The 25,315-nt window shown below is 59.1% G+C and carries 25 protein-coding genes; 22 read left to right on the forward strand and 3 right to left on the reverse strand.

Features of this window, described 5'->3' with window-relative positions:
• Positions 1-4: 4 nt before the first annotated feature.
• From fliH to flhB, 15 genes are all read left to right on the forward strand, one after another.
• Positions 5-811, forward strand: a complete 807-nt coding sequence (fliH, locus tag CKW30_RS10205; protein ID WP_095180717.1) for a flagellar assembly protein FliH — start codon at positions 5-7, stop codon at positions 809-811.
• The gene (gene fliI, locus CKW30_RS10210; protein ID WP_016771077.1) at positions 801-2,159 is read left to right on the forward strand and encodes a flagellar protein export ATPase FliI; all 1,359 of its coding nucleotides are present in this window, start codon (positions 801-803) and stop codon (positions 2,157-2,159) included. Before fliH ends, fliI begins: the two co-directional genes overlap by 11 nt.
• Positions 2,160-2,165: 6 nt before the next feature.
• The gene (gene fliJ / locus CKW30_RS10215; RefSeq protein WP_016771076.1) at positions 2,166-2,615 is read left to right on the forward strand and encodes a flagellar export protein FliJ; all 450 of its coding nucleotides are present in this window, start codon (positions 2,166-2,168) and stop codon (positions 2,613-2,615) included.
• A 190-nt stretch (positions 2,616-2,805) separates the two neighbouring features.
• Positions 2,806-3,111 (forward strand): STAS domain-containing protein, encoded by a 306-nt coding sequence (locus CKW30_RS10220; RefSeq protein WP_056783805.1) that lies wholly within the window; start codon positions 2,806-2,808, stop codon positions 3,109-3,111.
• Between the two features lie 5 nt (positions 3,112-3,116).
• Positions 3,117-4,820: a fused response regulator/phosphatase gene (locus tag CKW30_RS10225; protein ID WP_095180718.1), complete on the forward strand. Its 1,704-nt coding sequence runs from the start codon at positions 3,117-3,119 to the stop codon at positions 4,818-4,820.
• 30 nt (positions 4,821-4,850) lie between these two features.
• Positions 4,851-5,198: an Hpt domain-containing protein gene (locus tag CKW30_RS10230; RefSeq protein ID WP_041479021.1), complete on the forward strand. Its 348-nt coding sequence runs from the start codon at positions 4,851-4,853 to the stop codon at positions 5,196-5,198.
• 105 nt (positions 5,199-5,303) lie between these two features.
• Positions 5,304-6,671: a flagellar hook-length control protein FliK gene (locus CKW30_RS10235; protein ID WP_095180719.1), complete on the forward strand. Its 1,368-nt coding sequence runs from the start codon at positions 5,304-5,306 to the stop codon at positions 6,669-6,671.
• A gap of 338 nt (positions 6,672-7,009) precedes the next feature.
• The gene (fliL, locus tag CKW30_RS10240; RefSeq protein WP_016771071.1) at positions 7,010-7,513 is read left to right on the forward strand and encodes a flagellar basal body-associated protein FliL; all 504 of its coding nucleotides are present in this window, start codon (positions 7,010-7,012) and stop codon (positions 7,511-7,513) included.
• 9 nt (positions 7,514-7,522) lie between these two features.
• Positions 7,523-8,491 carry a flagellar motor switch protein FliM gene (fliM, locus tag CKW30_RS10245; RefSeq protein WP_003222890.1) on the forward strand — a complete coding sequence of 323 codons (969 nt, stop codon included), beginning with the start codon at positions 7,523-7,525 and terminating at the stop codon, positions 8,489-8,491.
• A gap of 55 nt (positions 8,492-8,546) precedes the next feature.
• Complete coding sequence (gene fliN / locus CKW30_RS10250) at positions 8,547-9,005, forward strand: flagellar motor switch protein FliN (protein ID WP_016771070.1); 459 nt, start codon at positions 8,547-8,549, stop codon at positions 9,003-9,005.
• Positions 9,006-9,458, forward strand: a complete 453-nt coding sequence (fliO, locus tag CKW30_RS10255) for a flagellar biosynthetic protein FliO (protein ID WP_016771069.1) — start codon at positions 9,006-9,008, stop codon at positions 9,456-9,458.
• Complete coding sequence (gene fliP / locus CKW30_RS10260; RefSeq protein ID WP_016771068.1) at positions 9,458-10,216, forward strand: flagellar type III secretion system pore protein FliP; 759 nt, start codon at positions 9,458-9,460, stop codon at positions 10,214-10,216. Before fliO ends, fliP begins: the two co-directional genes overlap by 1 nt.
• On the forward strand, positions 10,213-10,482 hold the full coding sequence (gene fliQ / locus CKW30_RS10265; protein WP_016771067.1) for a flagellar biosynthesis protein FliQ: 270 nt from the start codon (positions 10,213-10,215) through the stop codon (positions 10,480-10,482). Before fliP ends, fliQ begins: the two co-directional genes overlap by 4 nt.
• 3 nt (positions 10,483-10,485) lie before the next feature.
• Positions 10,486-11,271 carry a flagellar biosynthetic protein FliR gene (gene fliR, locus CKW30_RS10270; RefSeq protein WP_095180720.1) on the forward strand — a complete coding sequence of 262 codons (786 nt, stop codon included), beginning with the start codon at positions 10,486-10,488 and terminating at the stop codon, positions 11,269-11,271.
• A gap of 3 nt (positions 11,272-11,274) precedes the next feature.
• Complete coding sequence (gene flhB, locus CKW30_RS10275) at positions 11,275-12,414, forward strand: flagellar biosynthesis protein FlhB (RefSeq protein ID WP_016771065.1); 1,140 nt, start codon at positions 11,275-11,277, stop codon at positions 12,412-12,414.
• Between the two features lie 133 nt (positions 12,415-12,547).
• Here flhB and CKW30_RS10280 read toward each other — a convergent pair whose 3' ends face one another.
• Positions 12,548-14,254 (reverse strand): hypothetical protein, encoded by a 1,707-nt coding sequence (locus CKW30_RS10280; protein ID WP_095180721.1) that lies wholly within the window; start codon positions 14,252-14,254, stop codon positions 12,548-12,550.
• Between the two features lie 400 nt (positions 14,255-14,654).
• Here CKW30_RS10280 and CKW30_RS10285 point away from each other — a divergent pair, with 400 nt between their 5' ends.
• Positions 14,655-14,891, forward strand: a complete 237-nt coding sequence (locus CKW30_RS10285; RefSeq protein WP_056783821.1) for a hypothetical protein — start codon at positions 14,655-14,657, stop codon at positions 14,889-14,891.
• Positions 14,892-15,185: 294 nt separating this feature from the next.
• Here CKW30_RS10285 and CKW30_RS10290 read toward each other — a convergent pair whose 3' ends face one another.
• Complete coding sequence (locus CKW30_RS10290; protein WP_095180722.1) at positions 15,186-17,495, reverse strand: hypothetical protein; 2,310 nt, start codon at positions 17,493-17,495, stop codon at positions 15,186-15,188.
• Positions 17,496-17,784: 289 nt separating this feature from the next.
• Positions 17,785-18,144 (reverse strand): DUF6124 family protein, encoded by a 360-nt coding sequence (locus tag CKW30_RS10295; protein WP_095180723.1) that lies wholly within the window; start codon positions 18,142-18,144, stop codon positions 17,785-17,787.
• A 620-nt stretch (positions 18,145-18,764) separates the two neighbouring features.
• On the opposite strand from CKW30_RS10295, the gene flhA reads away from it, so the two are divergent.
• The 6 genes from flhA to CKW30_RS10325 all read left to right on the forward strand — a co-directional run bounded on the left by flhA (position 18,765) and on the right by CKW30_RS10325 (position 25,276).
• Positions 18,765-20,894, forward strand: coding sequence for a flagellar biosynthesis protein FlhA (flhA, locus tag CKW30_RS10300; RefSeq protein WP_016771062.1), 2,130 nt, complete (start codon positions 18,765-18,767; stop codon positions 20,892-20,894).
• A gap of 11 nt (positions 20,895-20,905) precedes the next feature.
• Complete coding sequence (gene flhF / locus CKW30_RS10305) at positions 20,906-22,246, forward strand: flagellar biosynthesis protein FlhF (protein ID WP_024012117.1); 1,341 nt, start codon at positions 20,906-20,908, stop codon at positions 22,244-22,246.
• A gap of 116 nt (positions 22,247-22,362) precedes the next feature.
• Complete coding sequence (gene fleN, locus CKW30_RS10310; RefSeq protein WP_016771060.1) at positions 22,363-23,193, forward strand: flagellar synthesis regulator FleN; 831 nt, start codon at positions 22,363-22,365, stop codon at positions 23,191-23,193.
• Complete coding sequence (gene fliA, locus CKW30_RS10315) at positions 23,190-23,930, forward strand: RNA polymerase sigma factor FliA (RefSeq protein ID WP_016771059.1); 741 nt, start codon at positions 23,190-23,192, stop codon at positions 23,928-23,930. Before fleN ends, fliA begins: the two co-directional genes overlap by 4 nt.
• A 167-nt stretch (positions 23,931-24,097) precedes the next feature.
• Entirely contained in the window at positions 24,098-24,469 is a 372-nt protein-coding gene (locus CKW30_RS10320; protein ID WP_024012118.1) for a chemotaxis response regulator CheY, read from the forward strand.
• A gap of 18 nt (positions 24,470-24,487) precedes the next feature.
• Positions 24,488-25,276: a protein phosphatase CheZ gene (locus CKW30_RS10325; RefSeq protein WP_016771058.1), complete on the forward strand. Its 789-nt coding sequence runs from the start codon at positions 24,488-24,490 to the stop codon at positions 25,274-25,276.
• Positions 25,277-25,315: the final 39 nt, after the last annotated feature.

Consider the following 25,315-nt stretch of genomic DNA (forward strand, 5'->3'; position numbering starts at 1 on the left):
GCCCATGGATAAGCCTGACGAGTCTGTGACGGATCTGATCCGCGCCCGCGATGTTCGTGGTTTCGAATCCTGGGCGCTGCCCAGCTTCGACCCGCCGAAACCGGAACCCGAGCCGGAACCCGAGCCCGAACCGCCGGAAATGGAAGAAGTGCCGCTGGAAGAAGTCCAGCCACTGACCCTGGAAGAACTCGAAAGCATCCGTCAGGAGGCTTACAACGAGGGCTTCGCCATTGGTGAAAAGGAAGGTTTTCACAGCACCACGCTGAAGGTGCGTCAGGAGGCTGAAACAGCGCTGGCGGCGAAAATCGCCAGCCTTGAGCTGCTGATGGCCAACCTGTTCGAACCGATCGCCGAGCAAGACACCCAGATTGAAAAGTCGCTGGTTGACCTCGTGCAACACATCACCAAGCAGGTGATCAAGCGCGAACTGGCCATCGATTCAACGCAGATCGAACACGTCATGCGCGATGCCCTCAAGCTATTGCCGCTGGGCGTGGAAAACGTGCGCCTGTACGTCAATCCGCAGGATTTCGCCCAGGTCAAAGCCCTGCGCGAACGCCACGAAGAAACCTGGCGCATCGTTGAAGACGAGTCGCTGTTGCCGGGCGGCTGCCGGGTTGAAACCGAACACAGCCGCATCGACGCCAGTGTCGAATCGCGGGTGACCCAGGTCATGGCCAAACTGTTCGACCAATTGCACGAGCAAGCCCTGCATCCGGCAGCACCTGACTTGAGTCTGGAAATCCCCGAAGACACCCCAGCGGCTGTCGACTCTGACGAGCCGCGCGCGGACGCCAGCGATGCGCCTTGAACGCACCAGTTTCGCCAAGCGCCTGAGCACCTACGCCGAGGCCACCGAGATTGCCGGCGCGCCGATCCTTGAAGGTCGGCTGCTGCGCATGGTTGGCCTGACTCTCGAAGCCGAAGGCCTGCGCGCCGCCATGGGCACCCGCTGCATGGTGATCAATGACGACAGCTACCATCCGTCTCAGGTGGAAGCGGAAGTCATGGGTTTTTCCGGCAGCAAAGTCTTTCTGATGCCGGTCGGCAGCGTCGCCGGGATTGCCCCGGGCGCGCGCGTGGTGCCGCTGGCCGATACCGGTCGTTTGCCGATGGGCATGAGCATGCTTGGCCGTGTTCTTGACGGTGCTGGCCGCGCGCTGGACGGCAAGGGCGGCATGAAGGCCGAAGACTGGGTGCCGATGGACGGCCCGACCATCAACCCGCTCAACCGTGATCCGATCAGCGTACCGCTGGATGTCGGCATCCGTTGCATCAACGGTTTGCTGACGGTCGGCCGTGGCCAGCGTCTGGGTCTGTTCGCCGGTACCGGTGTCGGTAAATCGGTGCTGTTGGGCATGATGACCCGCTTCACCGAAGCCGACATCATCGTCGTCGGCCTGATCGGTGAGCGTGGTCGCGAAGTTAAGGAATTCATCGAGCACATCCTCGGTGAAGAAGGCCTCAAACGCTCGGTAGTGGTTGCCTCGCCAGCGGACGATGCACCGCTGATGCGTATGCGCGCGGCGATGTATTGCACGCGCATCGCCGAGTATTTCCGCGACAAGGGCAAGAACGTTCTGCTGCTGATGGACTCGCTGACCCGTTTCGCCCAAGCCCAGCGGGAAATCGCGCTGGCCATCGGCGAACCGCCAGCAACCAAGGGCTATCCGCCCTCGGTGTTCGCCAAACTGCCGAAACTGGTGGAGCGCGCCGGTAATGCGGAGAAGGGCGGCGGTTCGATCACGGCGTTCTACACCGTACTGTCCGAAGGCGACGACCAGCAGGACCCGATTGCCGACTCGGCGCGGGGCGTGCTTGACGGCCACATCGTCCTGTCGCGGCGCCTGGCCGAGGAAGGCCACTATCCGGCGATCGACATCGAAGCCTCGATCAGCCGGGTAATGCCAGCAGTGGTTTCGCCGGATCACATGCAGCGCGCGCAGTATTTCAAACAGCTCTGGTCACGCTATCAGCAGAGCCGTGATTTGATCAGCGTCGGTGCCTATGTGGCCGGTGGTGATCGCGAGACCGATCTGGCGATTTCCCTGCAGCCGCAATTGGTCAGGTATCAGCGCCAGGGCCTCAACGACAAAATCAATCTGGGTGAAAGCCAGGCCTATCTGGAAACCCTGTTCGCCCCTGCGGCGGGCGGGTAACCGGCCATGGCCGTCAGCCGCGCTGCGCGCCTGGCACCGGTGGTGGACATGGCCGAGAAGGCCGAGAAAGCCGCCGTGCAGCGCCTCGCCTACTTTCAGGGCCAGGTCAAAGTTGCCGAAAGCAAACTGGCCGACCTCAATGCCTTTCGTCTGGATTACTCGCAGCAGTGGATCGTGCGCGGCAGCACCGGCGTGACCGGGCAATGGCTGCTGGGCTTTCAGGGTTTCCTGGCGCAACTCGACACCGCCGTCGACCAGCAACGGCAGAGCCTGGTCTGGCACCAGAACAAGCTCGACAAGGCGCGTGAAGAGTGGCAACAGGCATTCGCCCGCGTCGAGGGCTTGCGCAAACTGGTGCAGCGCTATCGTGATGAAGCGCAACGCCTGGAAGACAAGCGGGAGCAGAAGCTGCTCGATGAACTGTCGCAGCGGTTGCCAAGGCGTGATGCCTTCTAAACCTCACCGCCAAACCCTGTGGGAGCGAGCCTGCTCGCGAAAGCGCCGTGTCAGTCAATCCTGTAGTCAACTGACAGAATGCCTTCGCGAGCAGGCTCGCTCCCACACTTGTTCCACTGTTGCGCCTTGCCCCAAGCCTATCCAGGTGCTAAACCTTGTACAGGTTCGTCAATGACAAGGAAGCCAGTCAATGTCAGTCGTTACAGAAGTCTCTCCAGACCAGAAAAAGCTCACGATCGCCGTCAAAGGCCGGTTCGATTTCGGTCGCCATCAGGAATTTCGCGAGTCGTATGAACGGCTCCCACACAAACCCGAATCCATCGTGGTCGATCTCAAAGAGGCCACTTACCTCGACAGCTCCGCGCTGGGCATGTTGCTTCTGCTGCGTGATCACGCCGGTGGCGACAATTCGGATATCCGTGTCGTCAACAGCAGCTCCGATGTGAAGAAAATCCTCGCGATTTCCAACTTCGACAAACTCTTCGACATCAGTTGACGCCCATGCAGGCGCAAGAGCCGCTGACCATTCTTATCGCCGAAGACAGCGCCGCCGACCGGCTGCTGCTGTCGACCATTGTCCGCCGTCAAGGTCATCAGGTGCTGACGGCGGCCAATGGTGCGGAGGCGGTCGAATGCTTCCAGCAGCAACAACCCGATCTGGTGTTGATGGACGCGCTGATGCCGGTGATGGACGGCTTCGAAGCGGCGCGGCAGATCAAGGCGCTGGCGGGTGAAGCGTTGGTGCCGATCATTTTCCTCACGTCGCTGACCGAGAGTGAAGCGCTGGCTCGGTGTCTGGAGGCTGGCGGCGACGATTTTCTGGCGAAGCCGTACAACCAGGTGATCCTTGCCGCCAAAATCAAGGCGATGGATCGCTTGCGGCGCCTTCAGGCAACGGTCCTGCAGCAGCGTGATCTGATCGCAAAACATCATGACTATCTACTCAACGAACAACGCGTGGCCAAAGCGGTGTTCGACAAGGTCGCACATTCCGGTTGCCTGAGTGCGCCGAACATCCGTTACCTGCAATCGCCGTATGCGCTGTTCAACGGTGACTTGTTGCTGGCGGCGTACACGCCTGCCGGTGACATGCACGTCATGCTCGGCGATTTCACCGGGCATGGCTTGCCGGCAGCGGTGGGGGCGATGCCGCTGGCCGAAGTGTTTTATGGGATGACCGCCAAGGGCTATGGCCTGGCCGAAACCCTGCGCGAGATGAACGCCAAGCTCAAGCGCATCCTGCCGGTGGACATGTTCTGCTGTGCCACCTTGCTCAGTCTGAGTTTCCAGAGCCGTTCGGTGGAGGTGTGGAATGGTGGCATGCCCGACGGTTACCTGCACCGCATGGCCAGCGGCGAGCGTGTGCCCTTGCCGGCGCGGCATTTGCCCCTTGGGATTCTCAGCGCGCAAGCCTTCGATGACCGTACGGATGTGTATCCGATGGCCGTCGATGATCGAGTGTTTCTGTTATCGGACGGCGTGATCGATACCTGCGATGCCAATGACCAGTTGTTCGGCGTCGAACGCTTGCAGCAGGTGTTTGCGGCGAACCGTGAGCCGGATCGGTTATTCGAGGATATCGAGCAAGCGTTGCGCGATTTTCGTGGGCAGGCCCGTGATGATGTGAGCATGGTCGAAGTCAGTCTGCTCGAGTCGGCGCAGGCCCACGGCGCAGCGCCGGTGTATTCCGACAGCGGCCAGTCGTGCCCGCTGGACTGGTCGGCCAGTTTCGAGTTTCGCGGCGCCACGCTCAGGCGCTTCAATCCATTGCCGTTCCTCTTGCAGTTGCTGCTTGAGGTGCATGGCCTGCGCGCGCAAAGCGGGGCGCTGTACAGCGTGCTCGCCGAGTTGTATTCCAATGGCCTGGAGCATGGCGTGCTCGGGCTGGACTCGAGCCTCAAACGCGATGCGGCAGGTTTCGCCCGCTACTATGAAATGCGCGCGGCGCGGTTGGAGGCGCTGCAAGACGGTTTCGTGCGAGTGCATCTGCAGGTGCAACCGCAAGGCGAGGGTGGGCGCCTGGTCATTCGGGTCGAGGACAGCGGCAAGGGCTTCGATGTAACGCGGGTCATGGATCGCCCGCTGGATCACGTCCGCTTGTCGGGTCGCGGCATCAGCCTGGTCCGGCAACTGGGGCGCAACGCCAGTTGGTCGGACCAAGGTCGTAGTGCCAGCGTGGAGTTTTTCTGGGAGATTGAGGCATAATCCGCCCATTCTTGATCAAGGAGTGAGCAAGTGACAGACCCACATGTAAATCGCGAAGTCCTCGATACTTTGCGCGAGGTGATGGAGGACGGCTATACGGAATTGCTGGAGACTTTTCTGGCAGATTCGCAAAGCCGCCTGCACGAGTTGCAGGACAGCACCAGCGCCAAAGCGCTTTCCGATGTAGCGCATAGCTTCAAGGGCAGCGCCAGCAACATGGGCGCGGTTCGACTGGCCGAGTTGTGCCAGGACCTGGAGTCGAACGCGAAGGACAAAAGCCCGGAAGCGCTCGCTCAGCTAGTCGCCGATATCCATTCTGAATTCGCCGAAGTACGTCCGGTGTACGAAAGCGAAAAGCACCACGCCCACATCCACTGAAGCTGCCGTCCGGCGCTTTTCGCAAGTGTCTGGCCAAACTGGCCCGGCACTTGCAGTCAACTTGCTCAACTGTACCTACGATCCCAGTGCAGCGGAGACCGTGTCATGCCTGCGACCCCCAACATTCTTCTTCAGACCGCCGCTCAGGCCAAGGCGCAAGCCGCCTCTGCCAAATCGTCGGCAATGGCCGCAGACGCCGGGGACAAGGCCTCCAGCTTCGCCAAAGTGTTTGCCGATCAGGCGCCGGCCAAGCCCGCCGTGAGCGCTGACAATTCAGTCAGGCCGGCACGCGATAAGGTCGCGGACAGCAGCGGCAAAAAGGATATCGGCAAAGATCAATCTGCCGCGCCCCAGCCAGCAGTTGCCGATAGCGGCAAAGCGTTGCCTGCCGACAAAGCGGCGGCGAGCGACGACGCGACTGCCACTGCCGATGACACCGCTGAAACCATACAACCCCCTGTGGCCGATGCCGCGCCTGTAGACCCGGCCCTTGATCCGGCCTTGGCGCAAGTCGTTCAGCCGTTGGTGGCAGCGCCTGTGGTGCAAACGCCAACAGTCGCCACGCCAGCCCAGCCGGAAACCGAAACGCCTGCACTGGCGGTCGTGTCGGGCATGGTCAAAGATCCGGCGGCAACCGACAGCGATTTCGATCCATCGGCCGACCCGCTCGACTCGATGCCGGCCGTGCGCATGGCGATGGAGCAGGGCGGGCATATTTCCGCCGCCAGTCAGGCGCAACCGAAAGCCACGCCTGCTCAAGCTCAGGCTGACGGTGAATTGACCGCCGCGCAGAACTTTGCCGCCGGCATGGCCAGCATGCTCGACGTGCAGGCCGACAAGGACAGCACCAGTCAGGGCGGCGAACAAGCTTTCAGCGGGCTGATCGACGATGGTCTGAAGGATCTGAAATCGGCTACCAGCGACACTCGCGTCGATGACTTCGCCAACCGTCTGGCGGCACTGACCCAGGCCGCTACGCCGAAAACCGCCAATGCGCTGCCGGTGAATCAGCCGATCGCCATGCACCAGAGCGGCTGGACCGAAGAAGTGGTCAACCGCGTCATGTACCTGTCCAGCGTCAACCTGAAGGCCGCCGACATTCAGTTGCAGCCGGCGGAGCTTGGGCGTCTGGATATCCGCGTGAACATGGTTCCCGATCAGCAGACCCAGGTCACCTTCATGAGCGCACACCCAAGCGTGCGTGAAGCGCTCGACAGCCAGATGCACCGCCTGCGCGACATGTTCAACCAGCAGGGCATGGGCCAGGTGGATGTCAATGTCGCCGACCAGAACCGTGGCTGGCAGGGGCAGCAAGGTCAGGAACAGGCGCAGCAGGGGCAGAGTGGCCGGACCAGCGCTGCGGGTGGCCGCCTGGATTCGGCGGATGAGGAATTGGCACCGGCTACTGTCGCTGAAGTGGCGGCGCAGACTACCAGCGTAATTGGCAGCAGCGCGGTCGACTATTACGCCTGAGAAAATCAAGAGCCCCCTCACCCTAGCCCTCTCCCAGAGGGAGAGGGGACCGATTGGGGAATCTTGAAGAACTACGCCGACCTGAACGAGCATCGCTGAATCCGTTCGACATTCGGCGACCTGTTGATTCCCGCCCTGAACTTGCAATCACCTCGGTTGTGCAGGTCGATGTCCAGCCCCATTACATCTCGGTCGGCCCCCTCTCCCTCAGGGAGAGGGCTGGGGTGAGGGTGCTTTTGACTTTAGCGTCGTTCTCGACCTCCGACACTTCTGGCATAACACTTGCTCTTGCCTTGCCGTGCGACTGTGAAACCCCCGATTAGTGACGGATTATTGGCATGGCGAAGAGCGAAGCTGCAGCAGTAAAAGACCCCGCAACCAAAGGCAAACTCAAGCTGATCATCGTGATCGTGCTGGCGTTGCTGGTGGCCATTGGTGCATCCGTCGGGGCGACCTGGTTCTTCATGCACGGCGCGCAAAGCAAGCCTGCCGAGGCCGCTGAAGCAGCGCCGGTCGGCAAGCAGGCGGCGATTTTCGAGCCGATGGCGCCGGCCTTCGTGGCCAACTACAACCAGAACGGCCGTCAGCGCTACATGCAGGTGAGCATCACCATGCTGGCGCGGAATCAGGCCGATCTGGACGCGCTCAAAGTGCACATGCCGGTTATCCGCAACAACCTGGTAATGCTCTTCTCCGGTCAGGATTTCGCCACACTGGCGACACCGGTCGGCCAAGAGATGTTGCGCCAGAAGGCCACCGCCAGCGTCCAGGAAGTGGCGCAGAAAGAACTGGGCAAAGTGGTCATCGAACAGTTGCTTTTCACTAATTTCGTACTGCAGTAGGAACACGACATGGCCGTGCAGGATCTGCTGTCCCAGGATGAAATCGATGCGCTGCTGCATGGCGTCGATGATGGTCTGGTACAGACCGATAATGCTGCCGAACCCGGCAGTGTCAAAAGCTACGACCTGACCAGTCAGGATCGCATCGTCCGTGGACGCATGCCGACGCTGGAAATGATCAACGAGCGCTTTGCCCGCTACACCCGCATCAGCATGTTCAACATGCTGCGCCGCTCGGCGGACGTGGCTGTCGGTGGTGTGCAGGTGATGAAGTTCGGCGAATACGTGCACTCGCTGTACGTGCCGACCAGCCTCAACCTGGTCAAGATCAAACCGCTGCGCGGCACCGCGCTGTTCATCCTCGACGCCAAACTGGTGTTCAAGCTGGTGGACAACTTCTTCGGTGGTGACGGCCGTCACGCCAAGATCGAAGGGCGTGAGTTCACCCCGACCGAGTTGCGCGTAGTGCGCATGGTGCTCGAGCAGGCTTTCGTCGATCTGAAAGAAGCCTGGCAGGCGATCATGGAAGTCAATTTCGAGTACATCAACTCGGAAGTGAACCCGGCCATGGCCAACATCGTCGGCCCGAGCGAAGCAATTGTGGTCTCCACCTTCCACATCGAACTCGATGGCGGTGGCGGCGATCTGCACGTGACCATGCCGTACTCGATGATCGAGCCAGTGCGCGAGATGCTCGACGCCGGTTTCCAGTCCGACCTCGACGATCAGGACGAGCGCTGGGTCAACGCCCTGCGCCAGGACGTGCTCGATGTCGACGTGCCGATCGGCGCCACCGTGGCCCGCCGCCAGTTGAAGCTGCGCGACATCCTGCACATGCAACCGGGGGATGTGATCCCGGTCGAGATGCCGGAAGACATGATCATGCGCGCCAACGGCGTGCCGGCCTTCAAGGTCAAGATGGGCTCGCACAAAGGCAACCTCGCGTTGCAGGTGATCGAGCCGATCGAGCGTCGCTGAGGCGGCGCTTTTCACCCCCGTATTTAACCGAATTGTTGCCCGCCGAGGACACATGATGAACGACGATATGAACGCGCAGGACGACCAGGCACTGGCCGATGAATGGGCTGCGGCCCTGGAAGAAACCGGTGACGCCGGCCAGGCTGACATCGATGCACTGCTGGCCGCCGACGCCGGCACTTCCAGCTCCAACCGTCTGCCGATGGAAGAGTTCGGCAGCGTGCCGAAGAACAATGATCCGGTGACCCTCGACGGTCCGAACCTGGACGTGATCCTCGACATCCCGGTGTCGATCTCGATGGAAGTCGGCAGTACCGACATCAACATCCGCAACCTGCTGCAACTCAACCAGGGTTCGGTGATCGAGCTTGATCGTCTGGCCGGTGAGCCGCTCGACGTGCTGGTCAACGGCACCTTGATCGCCCACGGCGAAGTAGTGGTGGTCAACGAGAAGTTCGGCATCCGCCTGACCGACGTGATCAGCCCAAGCGAACGCATCAAGAAGCTGCGCTGAGTGAAAAGGTTTCTCTGGGTGCTGCTGGCATGGCCGTTGAGCGTGCTGGCTGCCGAGCCGGGCGCAACCACTGCCGCGCCTGCCGCCACCGCGCCAATGGTCAATAGCGGCGTGGCCGGTCAGTTGACACAACTGGTGTTCGGTTTGCTGCTGGTGCTGGGTTTGATTTTCTTCCTCGCCTGGCTGCTGCGCCGCGTGCAGCAGGCGGGGCCGGCCGGCAAGGGCCAGGTGATCGAGCTGATCGGCTCACGCGCGCTCGGTCCGCGTGACCGCTTGATGCTGGTGCAGGTCGGCAACGAGCAGATTCTGCTCGGCCTCAGCCCCGGCACCATCACCGCGCTGCACGTGCTCAAAGAGCCGGTCGAAGTCCCCACCGCCAGTGAAAAAGCGACGCCGGAATTTGCTCAGCATCTGCTGAAGATTCTTGGCAAGGACCAAAAGGATACGAAGTAATGGGTGCGCTCCGCATCGTCTTGACGCTGGTCTTGTTGCTGGCCGCGCCGCTGGCGTTCGCCGCCGATCCGTTGTCTATCCCGGCGATCACGCTGGGCACTAATGCCGACGGCGCGCAGGAATATTCGGTCAGTCTGCAGATCCTGCTGATCATGACCGCGCTGAGCTTTATTCCAGCGGCGGTCATCCTGATGACCAGCTTCACGCGGATCATCATCGTCTTCTCGATCCTGCGTCAGGCCCTCGGCCTGCAACAGACGCCGTCGAACCAGATCCTCACCGGCATGGCGCTGTTCCTGACGTTGTTCATCATGGCGCCGGTGTTCGACCGGGTGAACAACGACGCGCTGCAACCGTATCTGGCGGAAACCCTCACCGCCCAGCAAGCGGTGGAAAAGGCTCAGGTGCCGATCAAGGACTTCATGCTCGCGCAGACCCGCACCAGCGATCTGGAGCTGTTCATGCGCCTGTCCAAGCGCACCGACATTGCCAGCCCGGATCAGGCGCCGTTGACCATTCTGGTGCCGGCGTTCGTGACCTCCGAGCTTAAAACCGCCTTCCAGATCGGCTTCATGATCTTCATTCCGTTCCTGATCATCGACCTCGTCGTGGCGAGCGTGCTGATGGCCATGGGTATGATGATGCTCTCGCCGCTGATCATCTCGCTGCCGTTCAAGATCATGCTGTTCGTGCTGGTCGATGGCTGGGCGCTGATCATCGGTACTCTGGCCAGCAGTTTTGGAGGTGTTTCGCCATGACGCCGGAAGTCGCGGTCGATATCTTTCGTGAAGCCCTGTGGCTGACCACCATGATGGTCGCCATCCTGGTGGTGCCGAGCCTTCTGGTCGGCCTGCTGGTGTCGATGTTCCAGGCCGCCACGCAGATCAACGAACAGACCCTGAGCTTCCTGCCGCGTCTTCTGGTGATGCTGGTGACTCTGATCATCGGCGGTCCGTGGATCGTGCAGACGTTCATGGAATACATCATCCAGCTGTACAAAAACATTCCGATGGTCATCGGCTAAGCCATGCAATCGCTGCTTCAGCTGACCGACACCCAGATCAGCACTTGGGTGGCGTCGTTCATGTTGCCGCTGTTTCGCGTGGCGTCGATGCTGATGGTCATGCCGGTGTTCGGCACCACCCTGATCCCGCGCCGCGTGCGCCTGTATTTCGCCGTGGCGATCACCGTGGTCATCACCCCGGCGCTGCCGCCGATGCCCGCCGTCAGCCCACTCGATCTCAGCGGCCTGCTGCTGATCGGCGAGCAGATTCTGGTGGGCGCCGTACTCGGCTTTTCCCTGCAACTGTTCTTCCAGGCTTTCGCCGTCGCCGGGCAGATTGTTGCGATCCAGATGGGCATGGGCTTCGCCTCGATGATCGACCCTACCAACGGCGTTTCAGTGGCGGTGATCGGGCAGTTCTTCACCATGCTGGTGACGTTGCTGTTCCTGTCGATGAACGGCCATCTGGTGGTGTTCGAAGTCCTCACTGAAAGTTTCACCACGCTGCCGGTCGGCGGCGGTTTGATGGTTGCGCATTACTGGGAACTGGCCGGCAAACTCGGCTGGGTCCTCGGCGCCGCATTGCTGCTGGTGTTGCCGGCCGTCACCGCACTGTTGGTGGTCAACATCGCCTTCGGCGTGATGACCCGCGCCGCGCCGCAACTGAACATCTTCTCGATCGGTTTTCCGCTGACCCTGGTGCTCGGCCTGTTCATCGTCTGGGTGGGGCTTGCGGACATTCTCAACCAGTATCAACCGCTGACCAGCGAGGCCTTGCAGTTGCTACGCGAACTGGCACGGGCGCGCTGAGTCATGGCAGAGAGCGAGAGCGGTCAGGACAAAACGGAAGACCCCACGGAGAAACGCAAAAAGGACTCCCGTGAGAAGGGTGAAATCGCCCGTTCCAAAGAGCTCAACACCCTGGCCGTGATGATGGCCGGCGCCTCTGCGCTGCTGATTTTCGGCGGCATGCTCGCGCAAGAAATGATGGACGTGATGCGCCTGAACTTCACCCTGTCCCGCGAAGTGGTCATGGATCAGGGCGCCATGGGCCGTTTTCTGTTGGAGTCAGGGTTGATCGCCTTGCTGGCGATTCAGCCGGTGATGATAACCCTGTTGCTCGCCGCCATCATCGGGCCAATCTCCCTGGGTGGCTGGCTGTTCGCGGCAAGTTCGCTGGCACCCAAATTCAGCCGGATGAACCCGGCCGCCGGCCTCAAACGGATGTTCTCGTTCAAGGCTGTGGTTGAACTGCTCAAGGCCCTGGCCAAGTTTCTGATTACCTTGGGGGTGGCGCTGTTGGTGTTGTCCGCCGACGTCGACGACTTGCTGCGCATCGCCCACGAACCACTGGACATGGCGATCATCCACAGCGTCTTGCTGGTGGGCTGGAGCACGCTGTGGCTGGCCTGCGGTCTGATCATCATCGCCGCCGTCGACGTGCCGGTGCAGATCTGGGAGAGCATGAAGAAGCTCAAGATGACCAAGCAGGAAGTGCGCGACGAGCACAAGGATCAGGAAGGCCGCCCGGAGGTCAAGCAACGCATTCGCCAGACCCAGCGCGAAATGTCCCAGCGACGGATGATGGCGGCGATTCCCGAAGCCGACGTGGTCATCACCAACCCGACCCACTACGCGGTCGCGCTCAAGTACGACTCGGAGAAGGGCGGCGCGCCGGTGCTGCTGGCCAAGGGCAGCGACTTCATCGCCCTGAAAATCCGCGAAATCGCAGTGGCCAACAACGTCATGCTGCTCGAGTCGCCTGCGCTGGCGCGCTCGATCTATTACTCAACTGAGCTTGAGCAGGAGATTCCTGGCGGGCTGTATTTGGCAGTGGCGCAGGTGTTGGCCTACGTCTATCAGATTCGCCAACACCAGGCGGGCAAGGGCAAGCGGCCGGACCCGCTCAAGGATGATCTGCCGATTCCGCCGGACTTGCGTCGGGATTCCTGACCGAACTGTACAAAATAAAAAACGCCGTCCCGATTGAACGGGACGGCGTTTTTTTATGCCGCGGCGTTTTTGATGGGCGCGCGGACTTTCAGTGCTACGAAGATGTGCACCTATTTACCCCATCAAGTTTCAACTAGTCGGTGCTGCTTGAAGGTCCTATCATTTCGGCGGCATCTACCACCTCTTCACTACTGCTCATCGCTCCCATTCCTCCCGGATAATTCAACGAAAAACTCAACCCGGCACCGGGGTCGGCTGTTTGCGCCAGCCACTCGAAATTTCGGGTATAGGTGTTGTAAACCTCCCCCGAGGCTCCATTGGTGTTGCCGGTCCAGGCTCTGTCCAGGTGAGGGTACTGTGGACTTCCACGCCATGCGAACCAAGGCTGAGAGAAACAACGCTGCATGACCGCACGGATTTCCGGCGTTAAGTACACCGCACCTCCTTGCGCCAGTGATTGAAGGTATCTCTGATAAGTCCAACCCCCGCCTCCGTGTACCACCAGGGAGTAGACGTTTGAGACCTTGACTGTATAGCGGACCTCCCCAGCCTGCTGGTCGGTGATGATGATGTTTGCCTCACCGTTGCCCATTCCCGTCGCCTTGCCACTTGCGTCAACTGCTGCGACGGCGGGACTTGAGGACTTGTAGGTATAGGGCGGGTGACCCCCGATAGCCACGCGAATCTTTGTGTTACCAATCGCATCGACACCATTGAGGTGTGGGCAGTAACCACTTCTAACCATTACTCCGTCCAGCACCATCAGCGTCATGTCCACTGAAAGTGGTTGGATACTCACAGTCAGCAGTCGCACGTTGGAATAGACCGAGGTCGGGTGGTACAGCGATTTAGCATACAAGCGGTGGCCGCCGACGGTGACGGTGATCGTGTGCTGCCATGACCCGTCAATTGGACTGGCGGTCACTTTGCCCTTGGACTCTGCGCTCGGACCACTACCGTCGAAAATTTCGATCTCCTTCCCTTTACTGGCGGTGCCCTTGAGTACCAATGTGGTGCTGGTGGTGCTGGCACCCTCCGGCACTTCTTTATTGTTGGCGTCCAATACGTTGGTTAGCGTCGGGGCCGGCAATTTCTCTTTCAGACGAATGTTCACCGTCTCGTTCGGCGATTCGCCAAATTGTCCCAATTGATCAGTTACCTCGAAGTTGGCGTTTATCTCGCCGTCAACAAAGTTCTCAAAATCAGCTGTATACAGCGTCTTGCTCACTGGTGCCGAGGGATCCGTAACGTCCAACGTGAACGTCGCATTGCCTAGCTTCAATATCACTTGATCGAAAGGTTCTTTGGTCGTGTAGCGCATTTCGAACGTGACACCGTTTTGTGCCAATTCAGGGGTAATGCCATTGGCGATCACCTCGGAAGGAATAATCAGCTTGAAATTGGCGTGAGGGTGCAGGTGGTACAATACCGACAATATTTCAGATTTTTCTTTATTACCGCCGAGCCGTTCGACAACGTAATGTAGCGTGTTGATGCCGTTTACGAACTTGGATTTCGGGGCGTACAGCACGACTCGTTTATTTTCCTCGCCGGGCTTGACAGTGTAGCTGCCCACGGGTGTCGATCCATCATTGATAAACAACGCGACTGAATCGTACTCGGCCAGTGGTGCAACGCCTCGATTTAGTAGTTCAGTCCACGGATCAACCACACACGGCACGCTTTCCGGTGGGGTGGTGAATAGGCGTCTCGGAACGCCGCCATGAGCAAGACCGGAGGGTTTCACCGGTGTCACCCAGCCGGGTATGAATACCGGGACCAATTTCAAAACTTCAATCACCTCGTCGGATTGGGTGTCGATGGTTGATTCAGTGTCCATGACGCGCTCCTGGCCCTTGAGAGGCAGGCAAATGGGTGAAGCGCTATCACATACTCGTCTGTGAATTTTGGCCACTGTCATATCTGACAGGTAAATGCATGTTTCAGACAAACGGTTAGAGCTTCGTCGCCGGATGAGACACGAAGCGTCTCGGACTGCTGGCGCAAGGGCAGCGAATTCATCACCTTGAAAGTCCGCGAAATCGCTTTGGCCAAGAATGTCATGCTGCTTGAGATGCCGGATTTGCGTCGGGATTCTTGATGCTGCTGCGCAGCCATTGGTCTGAGGCCTCCCTTTACTGTCAACTCTGACAGGTGTGCTCGTCGTGATTTTGCAGTTTGATGCAAGATGCTGCCGCGCACTGGCGCGGTCAGTCGAGCGAGTGCAAGGGAGCGCGACCATGAAAGGTATTTTCAGCAGCTACGATGAAAAAACCGGCAAAGGCACCATCACGCCGAAGCCCTCGGGACGATGCCTGTCCTTTGCCGAAGCCACGGGTTTTTTTCTGACGGCCAAAGAGTACCGGTTCAGCATTCCATTGGCTGAGGCCTTGCAGGCGAAGATCAAAGTGGGCGGCGAAGTCGAGTTCGAATTGCCCAGGACCAAAAATGGGAAAGTGAAAATCCTTCGGTATTGACCGGCAGTTTGCCCTCATCGCCAAACACCTGAAAAGAAAACCGCCGTCCCGATTGATGCGCAGCGGCGGTTTTTTTGGGCGATTATTGCCTGCCAGTCAGCCTTCGCGAGCAAACTTGATTCCACTTGTAATGCGATCAACCGTCGAAAGTGAGCCTGCTTGCTAAGGGGTCATCCCGGTCAGGAAAACAACCAAGTTCAAGCCCCGCTGTTCTAGATCACTGGTTAAATAAATCCGTTCCCTTTACTCCTGTCCCCTTTTCTCTCAATTCTGATGAGGCGAAGCGTCGACTCACTACCGCAAACACAAGACAGTGTGTCCAGGGCTAGAATGATAAGCATGCTCTCTCCACCCTTGTCCTTCGTTGTACAACCCCCAATACAAACTAACGTCTGAGCGAATTCCATAGCCAGCGAACTGAGTCACAAAAAATTTAGTCCGGAACAAAACCAGGTCTGACGTTTTTACAGCACGGCCATTCGCATTGACCCACTGATCAATCTTTGAATCAGCTATAAGTGATGGTGAGACAATGCATTGTTCGACGTTGCTTACAGAAACAGAAATTGAGGCATGTTGGCCTGAGCTATCTCTTACATTGATGGTGGTGCTGCCATTACCTTCACTCCAGATTAACCCGACGTCATTGACGTTTGCGATTTTTGGATTATCCGATTGATAAGTAATTTGACCCACTCCTCCTGACGCTTGACGATTTGCTGAGGCTCCAGACGGATGAACACCCGTAAGGCGCCATCTATCGATGTACTGACCACTGGTATTCACGATTGACACTGTCCTGCCTGACAACTCTAAAGGTGAATCATCTATGATGAGTTTTGCACGTACCTTGAGGCCTACATTTAGACTAGGGAACAGAGTAGCTTCGTTTTTGTCCCCGTTGGTGCTGAATCCAACACTAATGTCCACGCGAAGAGATCCATCAACAAGGCGGTCTAGTTCCGAACGCAAAAGCGTTCTGCTCAATTTACCTGGCATTTCAATTTCAATTCCATTAGCCAACGAAATTTCGTAGTCCGATCCATCATCTTTTTTTCCTACGCAAAGCAGCCAGAACTTTTGTCCCTTTGCCATGGCTGTCCAGGTATCGACTGTCACAGTCGCATCGCCATCAAAAGTCGATAAATCAAGTACTTTTCCTCCGTCCGGCCCAATTGCTTGGAGAATTACGGGTGTCGGCAAACGCGGGTCTCCATCAGCGATTGTCATGACATCAAACCTGACTGTTGGTGATTCTCCAGCCGGAACTCCGGTACGAATCAAATCCCACCGCAACTCAATCGCCTTGCCATGCCAAGCCGCCAGAAACGCAGCGCTCAATGAAATCTCTGCAATCCCACCAACAAAATCCACCACCGGAAACGGCGGCGCACCGGCCGGCGCGTTCACCTGGACGAATTGAGCCTTATCGTCTTTCTCTGCTGCGAAGCCTGTTATCTGAAGCTTCACTCCATCCGGATTAGCCAAAACGTCAATCGGCACAGTGGGCGGGGTCAAGGTTGGGGGTGGCAGGACAAGTTGCAGGCCAATGACGGTATACACCTGATACGGAAACTGCGTGGCGCTAGCGAAGTCATTGCTCTTGTCCTCCGATACCCAGAATTCCAGTTTCAACAGCGATCCTTCTTTCAATTCTTTCAGAAAAGCTATGAGCAGCGGTTTATCCCAGAACCCCTGACTGACCCAGGTCGCATTCACCTTGTGGGTGTCACCATTCCAGAATTGCAGGACGTGCGCCGAGCCGTCAGGTTTCTGGCCGGTGAGCTTCAACCACACCTGCTGACCGACCTGGATTCCCGTCCAGTCGCGTGCTCGCAGCGTGGCGTCCTGGCCCCTCAGTGCGGCCACGTCGAGCATGCCGTCCACGGCCTCAGCGATTATCGGCGAGTTGTACACCTTCTGATTGGCGGTGATAGTGATCGGGGTCGTCGCCGACTCATTGTTGTTGGTCAATTGATCGCGCACCCTGGCGAAGACCGAATGGGTGCCGTCGCCTATCAACTGCAATTCTGCAGCCGTCAGGGTGTGGTTGATCGGGCTTGTGGGGTCGGGAAATGTGATGCTCCAGGTGCCTATGGTGAGCGTGACCGTGTCGTGAGGCCGTGGGTAACCGACGGTGATCGTGATGACTGCCGTCTGCCCCGGTGCGACGCTGGGTGGATGGCTGACGGTGACGGTAGGCGCCGGGTTGTTGTAGAGCAGCTTGAGTGTGGGTGAGTCGGCGTCGTTACCGCTGGATCGGGTCACTCTGTAGTGGACATCGTTGACACCGTTTGTGAACCAACTCGCCGGCACGCGCAAAAGAATGCGTTCCTGCTCTTCACCGGGATAGATGGTTTTGCTGATGCCGGTGTTGACTCCGTTGACAAAAATAGTCACGACGTCATAAGCCGCCATGACCCAATTCCGCAAGCCGGTTAAGGGGTCGATGACAAGTTCTACCCCAGATGGAGTGAATGCCGAGAGAGGAAGGCCACCATCGGCAGTACCTGGAGGCAGCACCGGTGTTATCCATTGCGGGGGGTACACGGGATACAAGGCCAGGGCAGCGTTGGCTTCGGTTGAATGGACTTGAACGCTCATTCTGTTCTCCTCGAACACTGGTGATGAACAATGGCAGGCAAGGTTCATCACAACGCAGAACGAGGCGTCCGTCACCTGTCAGATCTGACAGGTGGGGACGGTTTTCCGACCAATGGTATCGCTGAAGGGGTGGGCGCTCCTGCGCCGCCGAGAGGCCTAGCTCGCGCAAGCTGCACTCGACAGGATCTTCAGCCGCTGCAAGATTTGCATCCAAGAAGATCAAAATGTGGGAGCGCGCTTGCTCGCCAAAAGGCCGGCTCTCTCACTCGAATCACTCAGCCGAACCGCATCATCCAGGCAACTCCAGATTATCCAGCACCCGATTTACCGCCAGTTCCCCGAGCATGATCAGTTGCGCAATCCCCATCAGCGTTCGGCGCTGCGATGGTTTGACCAGCCCGGCGAATTCCTGGGCGATGGTTTTGGCCGAGGCGAGGGTTTCGCAGGCGTTGGCCAGGAGGTCTTCGTTTTTGGTGTCGGCGGTGACGGCGTACATGGCGCGGGGGCTGAACGGTGGTGGGGTCGAGCCGGGTGGGCAGAGGTAGTGGTCGAGGGCGCGGTCGGCGGCTTGGTGGAGTTTTTTTGAATCGAGGGATTCGTAGGGGGAGGTGGGGGCGGATTCGGGCGGGTTGGGTGTGGGTTTGATCATGGTGAAGCTCCTATATAAGTGGAGCCGTCAGGCACTGTCGCTAAACAGTAAGGTGGCGGCTGTACGCAGGTTAGCGAACCGGTTATAGGCACCCGGCAGACCCGAAGGTCTCCCACATACAGCCACCATGGCGCAGTCGCAGATACTGAACCCGCGACAAAGCATGGAACGCTGATGCACCTATTCAAGATCCGGGTCGCTAAACCCGATCGCTGATTCGTCAGCGACCGGACCACAATAGAATCCGACCCCCAGGTGCACAAGCCGGCGGATTCTGGCTTGGCTGTAGGCAATGGCGCAAGGATTTGTAGCCTTGAGACCGTGTCTGCTGGTGTCTTGTAAACAGCTTCGTTTAAATCGAAAAAAATGCGCCGCATTCGAAGGCCTCTTCGCGAGCAGGCTCGCTCCCACAGGGGCCGTATTCCAAATGTCCGATTGGGAATGCATGTCAAACTGTGGGAGCGAGCCTGCTCGCGAAGGGGCCAGCCCAATCAGCCGATAAATCCCAAGTAAAACCGCTCTATTTCATTCCCCGGCAAAAGTTGGAAAGCTTCTTGCAGTAGCCGCCCTGCGCCCGTTCGGGGCGTCAAAAGTTTGCTTTAAAGGAACGGGGAAAACCGGTGGATCGCACTCAGTTATTCAATACAGCACGCACCAACGTTGCCGACCTCAGTCGAGGCAATCTGGGCGTGCCGTTGTTGCTGCTGGTCATGCTGGCGATGATGATGTTGCCGGTGCCGCCGTTCCTGCTCGACGTCTTCTTTACCTTCAACATTGCCCTGTCCATCGTCGTCCTGCTGGTCTGCGTGTATGCGCTGCGGCCGCTGGATTTCGCCGTGTTCCCGACGATTCTGCTGGTGGCGACGCTGCTGCGACTGGCCTTGAACGTGGCCTCGACGCGGGTGGTGATGCTCCACGGTCAGGACGGCCACGCCGCTGCCGGTAAGGTGATTCAGGCCTTCGGTGAGGTGGTGATCGGCGGTAACTACGTGGTCGGTATCGTGGTCTTCGCGATCCTCATGATCATCAACTTCGTCGTGGTGACCAAGGGTGCCGGGCGGATTTCCGAGGTGAGCGCGCGTTTCACCCTCGATGCGATGCCCGGCAAACAAATGGCGATCGACGCCGACCTCAACGCCGGTTTGATTGACCAGAACCAGGCCAAATCGCGCCGTCAGGAAGTCGCCCAGGAGGCGGAGTTCTACGGTTCGATGGACGGTGCCAGCAAGTTTGTCCGTGGTGACGCCATCGCCGGCCTGCTGATTCTGTTCATCAACCTCATCGGCGGCATGGCCGTGGGTATCTTCCAGCACGGCATGAGCTTCGGCGATGCGGGCAAAGTTTACGCCTTGCTGACCATCGGTGACGGTTTAGTGGCGCAATTGCCATCACTGTTGTTATCTACAGCAGCGGCGATCATGGTGACCCGTGCTTCCGGCTCGGAAGACATGGGCAAGCAGATCAACCGCCAGATGTTCGCCTCGCCGAAAGCGCTGGCCGTGGCCGCTGGTTTGATGGCGGTGATGGGTCTGGTGCCGGGCATGCCGCACTTCTCCTTCCTGAGCATGGCCGCGCTGGCTGCGGGCGGCGCGTACCTGTTCTGGAAAAAGCAGAACGTTGCCAAGGTTGTCGCGCTGGAAGAGGTCAAGCGTCAGCAGGAACTGCTGCCGTCGCCAGCCCGCGCCATGGAAACCAAAGAGCTGGGCTGGGACGACGTGACGCCGATCGACATGATCGGCCTGGAAGTCGGCTATCGCCTGATTCCGCTGGTGGACCGCAATCAGGGTGGGCAATTGCTCGCGCGGATCAAGGGCGTGCGCAAGAAGCTCTCGCAGGATCTGGGCTTCCTCATGCCGACCGTGCACATCCGCGACAACCTCGATCTGGCGCCGAGCGCTTACCGCTTGACGCTGATGGGCGTGATCCTCGCCGAGGCCGAGATCTACCCGGACCGCGAACTGGCGATCAACCCCGGCCAGGTGTATGGCTCGCTCAACGGTATCAACGCCAAAGATCCGGCTTTCGGCCTCGAGGCGGTGTGGATCGAAATCAGCCAGCGCGCCCAGGCGCAATCGCTCGGCTACACCGTGGTCGACGCCAGCACCGTGGTCGCCACGCACTTGAACCAGATTCTGTACAAGCACTCCAGTGAGCTGATCGGCCACGAGGAAGTGCAGCAACTCATGCAATTGCTGGCCAAGAGCTCGCCGAAACTGGCGGAAGAGCTGGTGCCGGGCGTGGTTTCGCTGTCGCAGTTGCTCAAGGTCCTGCAAGCGCTGCTCGCCGAGCACGTGCCGGTGCGTGACATCCGCAGCATCGCAGAGGCGATCGCGAACAACGCCGCGAAGAGTCAAGATACCGCCGCGCTGGTCGCCGCTGTGCGGGTCGGCGTATCCCGTGCAATCGTCCAAAGCATTGTAGGCACTGAGTCCGAGCTGCCTGTAATCACATTGGAACCAAGGTTGGAACAGATATTGCTCAATAGTCTGCAGAAGGCAGGACAAGGCTCGGAAGAGGGCGTTCTGCTGGAGCCGAGCATGGCCGAGAAGCTGCAGCGTTCGTTGATCGAAGCGGCCCAGCGTCAGGAAATGCAAGGCCAACCGGTGATCCTGCTGGTAGCCGGCCCGATTCGCGCGATGCTCTCGCGCTTTGGCCGCCTCGCAGTGCCAGGCCTGCATGTGCTGGCCTACCAGGAAGTACCGGACAACAAGCAAGTGACCATCGTTGCGACAGTAGGGCCCAACGGCTGAGGTAGTGGTTTATGCAAGTTAAGCGTTTTTTCGCCGCCGATATGCGTCAGGCCATGAAGCTGGTTCGCGATGAGCTGGGCGCTGATGCCGCCATCATCGGCAACCGCCGCATCGCCGGCGGCGTCGAGTTGACGGCGGCTCTGGATTACAAATTGTCGGCGCTGGCGCCACGGGTTCCAAACATGGAACTCGAAGACGAGCTGCGCAAGACCCAGTCGCGCATCGTCACCGCCCAGGCCGAGCTGAGCCTGCGTGGCGAAGCCGACGGCAACACCAATCAGCAGTTGTTCGCCGGGCTGCCGTTGACCGCAGGCCTGCCGCTGACTGCTGCCGAACCGCTGAGCGAGCCGACCTACGCCGCACCGACGCGCCCGGCCGCAGCGCCTGCGCAGGCCTCGGCGGGTGTCGATCCGCGTGCACTGGATTCGATGCGTTTTGAATTGAACAGCTTGCGCGAGCTGATGGAAGTGCAGCTCGGCACCCTGGCCTGGAATCAGCTGCAAGGCAGCCGTCCGGCCCAGGCCAATCTGTATCGCCGTCTGCAGCGCATCGGCCTGTCCGGCCCGCTGTCGCGCGATCTGTTGGCGATGATCACCGATATCGAAGAACCCCGTCAGGCCTGGCGCATGCTGCTGGCGCACCTGGCGCGGATGATTGCCGTACCGGAAGTCGAGCCGCTGGAAGAGGGCGGTGTGATTGCCATGGTCGGCCCCGCCGGCATGGGCAAGACCACGACGCTGGCCAAGCTCGCCGCGCGTTACGTGCTCAAGTACGGCGCGCAGAACGTTGCACTGGTGAGCATGGACAGCTTCCGCATCGGCGCGCAGGAACAATTGAAAACCCTCGGGCGCATCCTCAACGTGCCGGTAACGCACGTCGATCCGGGTCAGTCGCTGGTGCAGGCATTGGATCCACTGCTACGCAAACGCGTGGTTTTGATCGATACTGCCGGCCTGCAAGCCAGTGATCCGGCGTTGCGCATGCAGCTTGAGAGCCTGGCCGGGCGTGGCATTCGCTCAAAAAATTATCTGGTCCTGGCAACCACCAGCCAGAAACAGGTTCTAACCGCCGCTTATCACAGTTACAAGCGTTGCGGGCTGGCCGGCTGCATCCTGACTAAACTGGATGAAACGGCCAGTCTCGGCGAAGTGTTGAGCCTGGCGATCAGTCATGAATTGCCGGTCGCGTACCTGACCGATGGCCCACGGATTCCGGATGATCTGCATCTGCCGCGTCGTCATCAATTGGTCAGCCGCGCCGTCAGCGTGCAAATGCAGGAAGAACCCAGCGAAGAAGCCATGGCTGACATGTTCGCTGATATCTATCACAGCCCGACCAAGCAGGTTGGCTGAGGTAATCATGAACAGTTTTTGTACCTACATCGATGGTCTGCCACGCATTGTTCCGATCAGGAACGCGCAGCCAGTAATGTGGCCTCCGTCTATGCAAGACAAGGTAAAGAAATAACATGGGCAGCATGCATCCCGTACAGGTGATCGCGGTGACCGGCGGCAAAGGTGGCGTCGGCAAGACTAACGTGTCAGTGAACTTGTCGCTGGCGCTGGCAGAGCTTGGCCGTCGGGTCATGCTGCTGGACGCCGACCTGGGCCTGGCGAACGTCGACGTTCTGCTGGGGCTGACACCCAAGCGCACACTGGCCGACGTTATCGAAGGCCGTTGCGAACTGCGCGACGTGCTGTTGCAAGGCCCGGGCGGGATTCGCATCGTGCCGGCGGCCTCCGGCACGCAGAGCATGGTGCACCTGAGCCCGGCGCAACATGCCGGCCTGATCCAGGCGTTCAGCGACATCGGCGACAATCTCGACGTGCTGGTGATCGACACCGCTGCGGGTATTGGTGACTCGGTAGTCAGTTTCGTTCGTGCCGCGCAAGAGGTGTTGCTGGTGGTCTGCGACGAGCCGACTTCGATCACCGACGCTTACGCGCTGATCAAGTTGCTCAACCGCGACTACGGCATGAACCGCTTCCGCGTGCTGGCCAACATGGCGCAGAGCCCGCAAGAAGGGCGCAACCTGTTCGCCAAGTTGACCAAGGTCACGGATCGCTTCCTCGACGTCGCCCTACAATACGTCGGCGCCGTGCCATACGACGAAAGCGTGCGCAAGGCAGTGCAGAAGCAGCGCGCCGTCTACGAAGCCTTTCCCCGTTCCAAGTGCGCACTGGCCTTCAAAGCCATCGCCCAGAAGGTCGATACCTGGCCGCTGCCCGCCAACCCGCGCGGGCATCTGGAATTTTTCGTCGAGCGTCTCGTGCAGCAAACCGCAGGGCCTGTGATATGACCGCCAGTGGCATGAATCTTTACAAAAAGTCGGCGCGTGACGCGCAATACGAATTGATCGAGCGTTACGCGCCACTGGTCAAGCGCATTGCCTATCACTTGCTGGCGCGCCTGCCGGCCAGCGTGCAGGTCGAAGACCTGATCCAGGCCGGGATGATCGGTTTGCTGGAAGTCTCGACTAAATACGACGCCAGCAAAGGCGCCAGTTTCGAAACGTACGCGGGCATTCGAATCCGCGGCGCGATGCTCGATGAAGTGCGCAAAGGGGATTGGGCACCACGCTCGGTTCACCGTAATACCAGGATGGTCAGCGACGCGATTCGCTCGATTGAAGCTAAAACCGGCCGTGACGCTAAAGATCACGAGGTTGCGGCCGAACTCCAATTGAGTCTCGACGATTACTACGGGATTCTGAATGACACCTTGGGCAGTCGCCTGTTCAGTTTCGACGACCTCTTGCAGGACGGCGAACACGAAGGGCTGCACGAGGATGGCGCCAGTGCTCATATGGAGCCGTCACGCGATCTGGAAGATGAACGCTTTCAGGCGGCGCTGGCGGACGCGATTGCCAATTTGCCGGAGCGTGAGCGACTGGTGTTGGCGCTGTACTACGACGAAGAGCTGAACCTCAAGGAAATCGGTGAAGTCCTTGGCGTCAGTGAATCGCGGGTCAGCCAGTTACACAGCCAGTGCGCGGCCCGTCTGCGGGGGCGTTTGGGGGAGTGGCGAGCGCGCTGAAGGCAGTGTGGGGACACTGCGAAACGAGGCTGGTGCGGTGATGAACGGCGCCGGTCTCGATCCGTTGTGCTCCAGACAAACTTTAAGTGCTGCGCCGATTGATTGAAGTGGCGCGTCCAGGTGCTGGGCGCGTTTAAGACTGCTTGGAGGTCGAATTGAACAAAGACATGAAAATCCTCATCGTTGATGACTTCTCAACGATGCGGCGGATCATCAAGAACCTGCTGCGCGATCTTGGGTTCACCAACACCGTCGAGGCCGACGATGGCACCACTGCCATTCCGGTGCTCAACAGCGGCAGCATCGACTTTCTGGTAACGGACTGGAACATGCCGGGCATGACCGGTATCGACCTGCTGCGTCACGTGCGCGCCGATGAAAAACTCAAGCACCTCCCGGTGTTGATGGTGACTGCTGAAGCCAAGCGCGAGCAGATCATCGAGGCCGCTCAGGCCGGTGTGAACGGTTACGTAGTCAAACCTTTCACGGCTCAAGCGTTGAAAGACAAAATCGAGAAGATTTTCGAACGCATCGGCTGATGAATGCGCGGGGGAGCTATGGAGCATAACGAATCATCACAGGGCGATTTCGAATCGACCCTGAAAAAACACGCGGTCGAACTGGTCGAGAGCCTTGAAAAAGGCAAGTTCGGCGACGCGGTGCAACTGATCCATGAGCTCAATCAGACCCGTGACCGCGGCCTGTATCAGGAAGTGGGCAAGCTCACACGTGAACTGCACAGTGCGATCGTCAATTTCCAGATCGATCCGCACATGCCGCAGGCCGAGGAAGTGTCGCAAATCACCGACGCCACCGAACGCCTGGGCTATGTGGTCAAGCTGACGGAAGCCGCGGCCAACCGCACCATGGATCTGGTGGAAAGCGCCACCCCGGTGGTCAACAGTCTGGCTGATGAAGCGCAGACGTTGAGCGCCGATTGGGGCCGCTTCATGCGTCGCGAGGTCGGGGCTGAAGAGTTCCGTGAACTGGCGCGCCGGGTCGACGGTTTTCTGTCACGCAGCAGCACGGACAACCGTGCGGTGTCGAGCAACCTCAACGACATCCTGCTGGCTCAGGATTACCAGGACCTCACAGGTCAAGTGATCAAGCGTGTGACCCAACTGGTCACCGAAGTCGAAAGCAATCTGCTCAAACTCGTGCTCATGGCCAGTCAGGTCGACCGCTTTGCGGGCATCGAACATGACCGCGCCGCAATGCTTGCTGAAAAAGATCCACAAAAACATCTCTCGCAGGGTGAAGGTCCGCAGATTCATGCCGATAAACGAGAAGACGTTGTGTCCGGTCAGGACGATGTGGACGATTTGTTATCCAGCCTTGGATTCTAGAGTTTCGGAATTCGGGTTTTTTGGGTTTTTAGACCTGTA

This window comes from Pseudomonas sp. Irchel 3F6 (assembly GCF_900187595.1).
Lineage (GTDB): Bacteria > Pseudomonadota > Gammaproteobacteria > Pseudomonadales > Pseudomonadaceae > Aquipseudomonas > Aquipseudomonas siliginis.

Excerpts from the sequence above, each read along its gene's own strand:
- fliH (WP_095180717.1), top strand. The coding sequence starts at position 5 with ATGGATAAGCCTGACGAGTCTGTGACGGATCTGATCCGCGCCCGCGAT.
- fliI (WP_016771077.1), top strand. The coding sequence starts at position 801 with ATGCGCCTTGAACGCACCAGTTTCGCCAAGCGCCTGAGCACCTACGCC.
- fliJ (WP_016771076.1), top strand. The coding sequence starts at position 2,166 with ATGGCCGTCAGCCGCGCTGCGCGCCTGGCACCGGTGGTGGACATGGCC.
- CKW30_RS10220 (WP_056783805.1), top strand. The coding sequence starts at position 2,806 with ATGTCAGTCGTTACAGAAGTCTCTCCAGACCAGAAAAAGCTCACGATC.
- CKW30_RS10225 (WP_095180718.1), top strand. The coding sequence starts at position 3,117 with ATGCAGGCGCAAGAGCCGCTGACCATTCTTATCGCCGAAGACAGCGCC.
- CKW30_RS10235 (WP_095180719.1), top strand. The coding sequence starts at position 5,304 with ATGCCTGCGACCCCCAACATTCTTCTTCAGACCGCCGCTCAGGCCAAG.
- fliL (WP_016771071.1), top strand. The coding sequence starts at position 7,010 with ATGGCGAAGAGCGAAGCTGCAGCAGTAAAAGACCCCGCAACCAAAGGC.
- fliM (WP_003222890.1), top strand. The coding sequence starts at position 7,523 with ATGGCCGTGCAGGATCTGCTGTCCCAGGATGAAATCGATGCGCTGCTG.
- fliN (WP_016771070.1), top strand. The coding sequence starts at position 8,547 with ATGAACGACGATATGAACGCGCAGGACGACCAGGCACTGGCCGATGAA.
- fliP (WP_016771068.1), top strand. The coding sequence starts at position 9,458 with ATGGGTGCGCTCCGCATCGTCTTGACGCTGGTCTTGTTGCTGGCCGCG.
- fliQ (WP_016771067.1), top strand. The coding sequence starts at position 10,213 with ATGACGCCGGAAGTCGCGGTCGATATCTTTCGTGAAGCCCTGTGGCTG.
- fliR (WP_095180720.1), top strand. The coding sequence starts at position 10,486 with ATGCAATCGCTGCTTCAGCTGACCGACACCCAGATCAGCACTTGGGTG.
- flhB (WP_016771065.1), top strand. The coding sequence starts at position 11,275 with ATGGCAGAGAGCGAGAGCGGTCAGGACAAAACGGAAGACCCCACGGAG.
- CKW30_RS10280 (WP_095180721.1), bottom strand. The coding sequence starts at position 14,254 with ATGGACACTGAATCAACCATCGACACCCAATCCGACGAGGTGATTGAA.
- CKW30_RS10285 (WP_056783821.1), top strand. The coding sequence starts at position 14,655 with ATGAAAGGTATTTTCAGCAGCTACGATGAAAAAACCGGCAAAGGCACC.
- CKW30_RS10290 (WP_095180722.1), bottom strand. The coding sequence starts at position 17,495 with ATGAGCGTTCAAGTCCATTCAACCGAAGCCAACGCTGCCCTGGCCTTG.
- CKW30_RS10295 (WP_095180723.1), bottom strand. The coding sequence starts at position 18,144 with ATGATCAAACCCACACCCAACCCGCCCGAATCCGCCCCCACCTCCCCC.
- flhF (WP_024012117.1), top strand. The coding sequence starts at position 20,906 with ATGCAAGTTAAGCGTTTTTTCGCCGCCGATATGCGTCAGGCCATGAAG.
- fleN (WP_016771060.1), top strand. The coding sequence starts at position 22,363 with ATGGGCAGCATGCATCCCGTACAGGTGATCGCGGTGACCGGCGGCAAA.
- fliA (WP_016771059.1), top strand. The coding sequence starts at position 23,190 with ATGACCGCCAGTGGCATGAATCTTTACAAAAAGTCGGCGCGTGACGCG.
- CKW30_RS10320 (WP_024012118.1), top strand. The coding sequence starts at position 24,098 with ATGAAAATCCTCATCGTTGATGACTTCTCAACGATGCGGCGGATCATC.
- CKW30_RS10325 (WP_016771058.1), top strand. The coding sequence starts at position 24,488 with ATGGAGCATAACGAATCATCACAGGGCGATTTCGAATCGACCCTGAAA.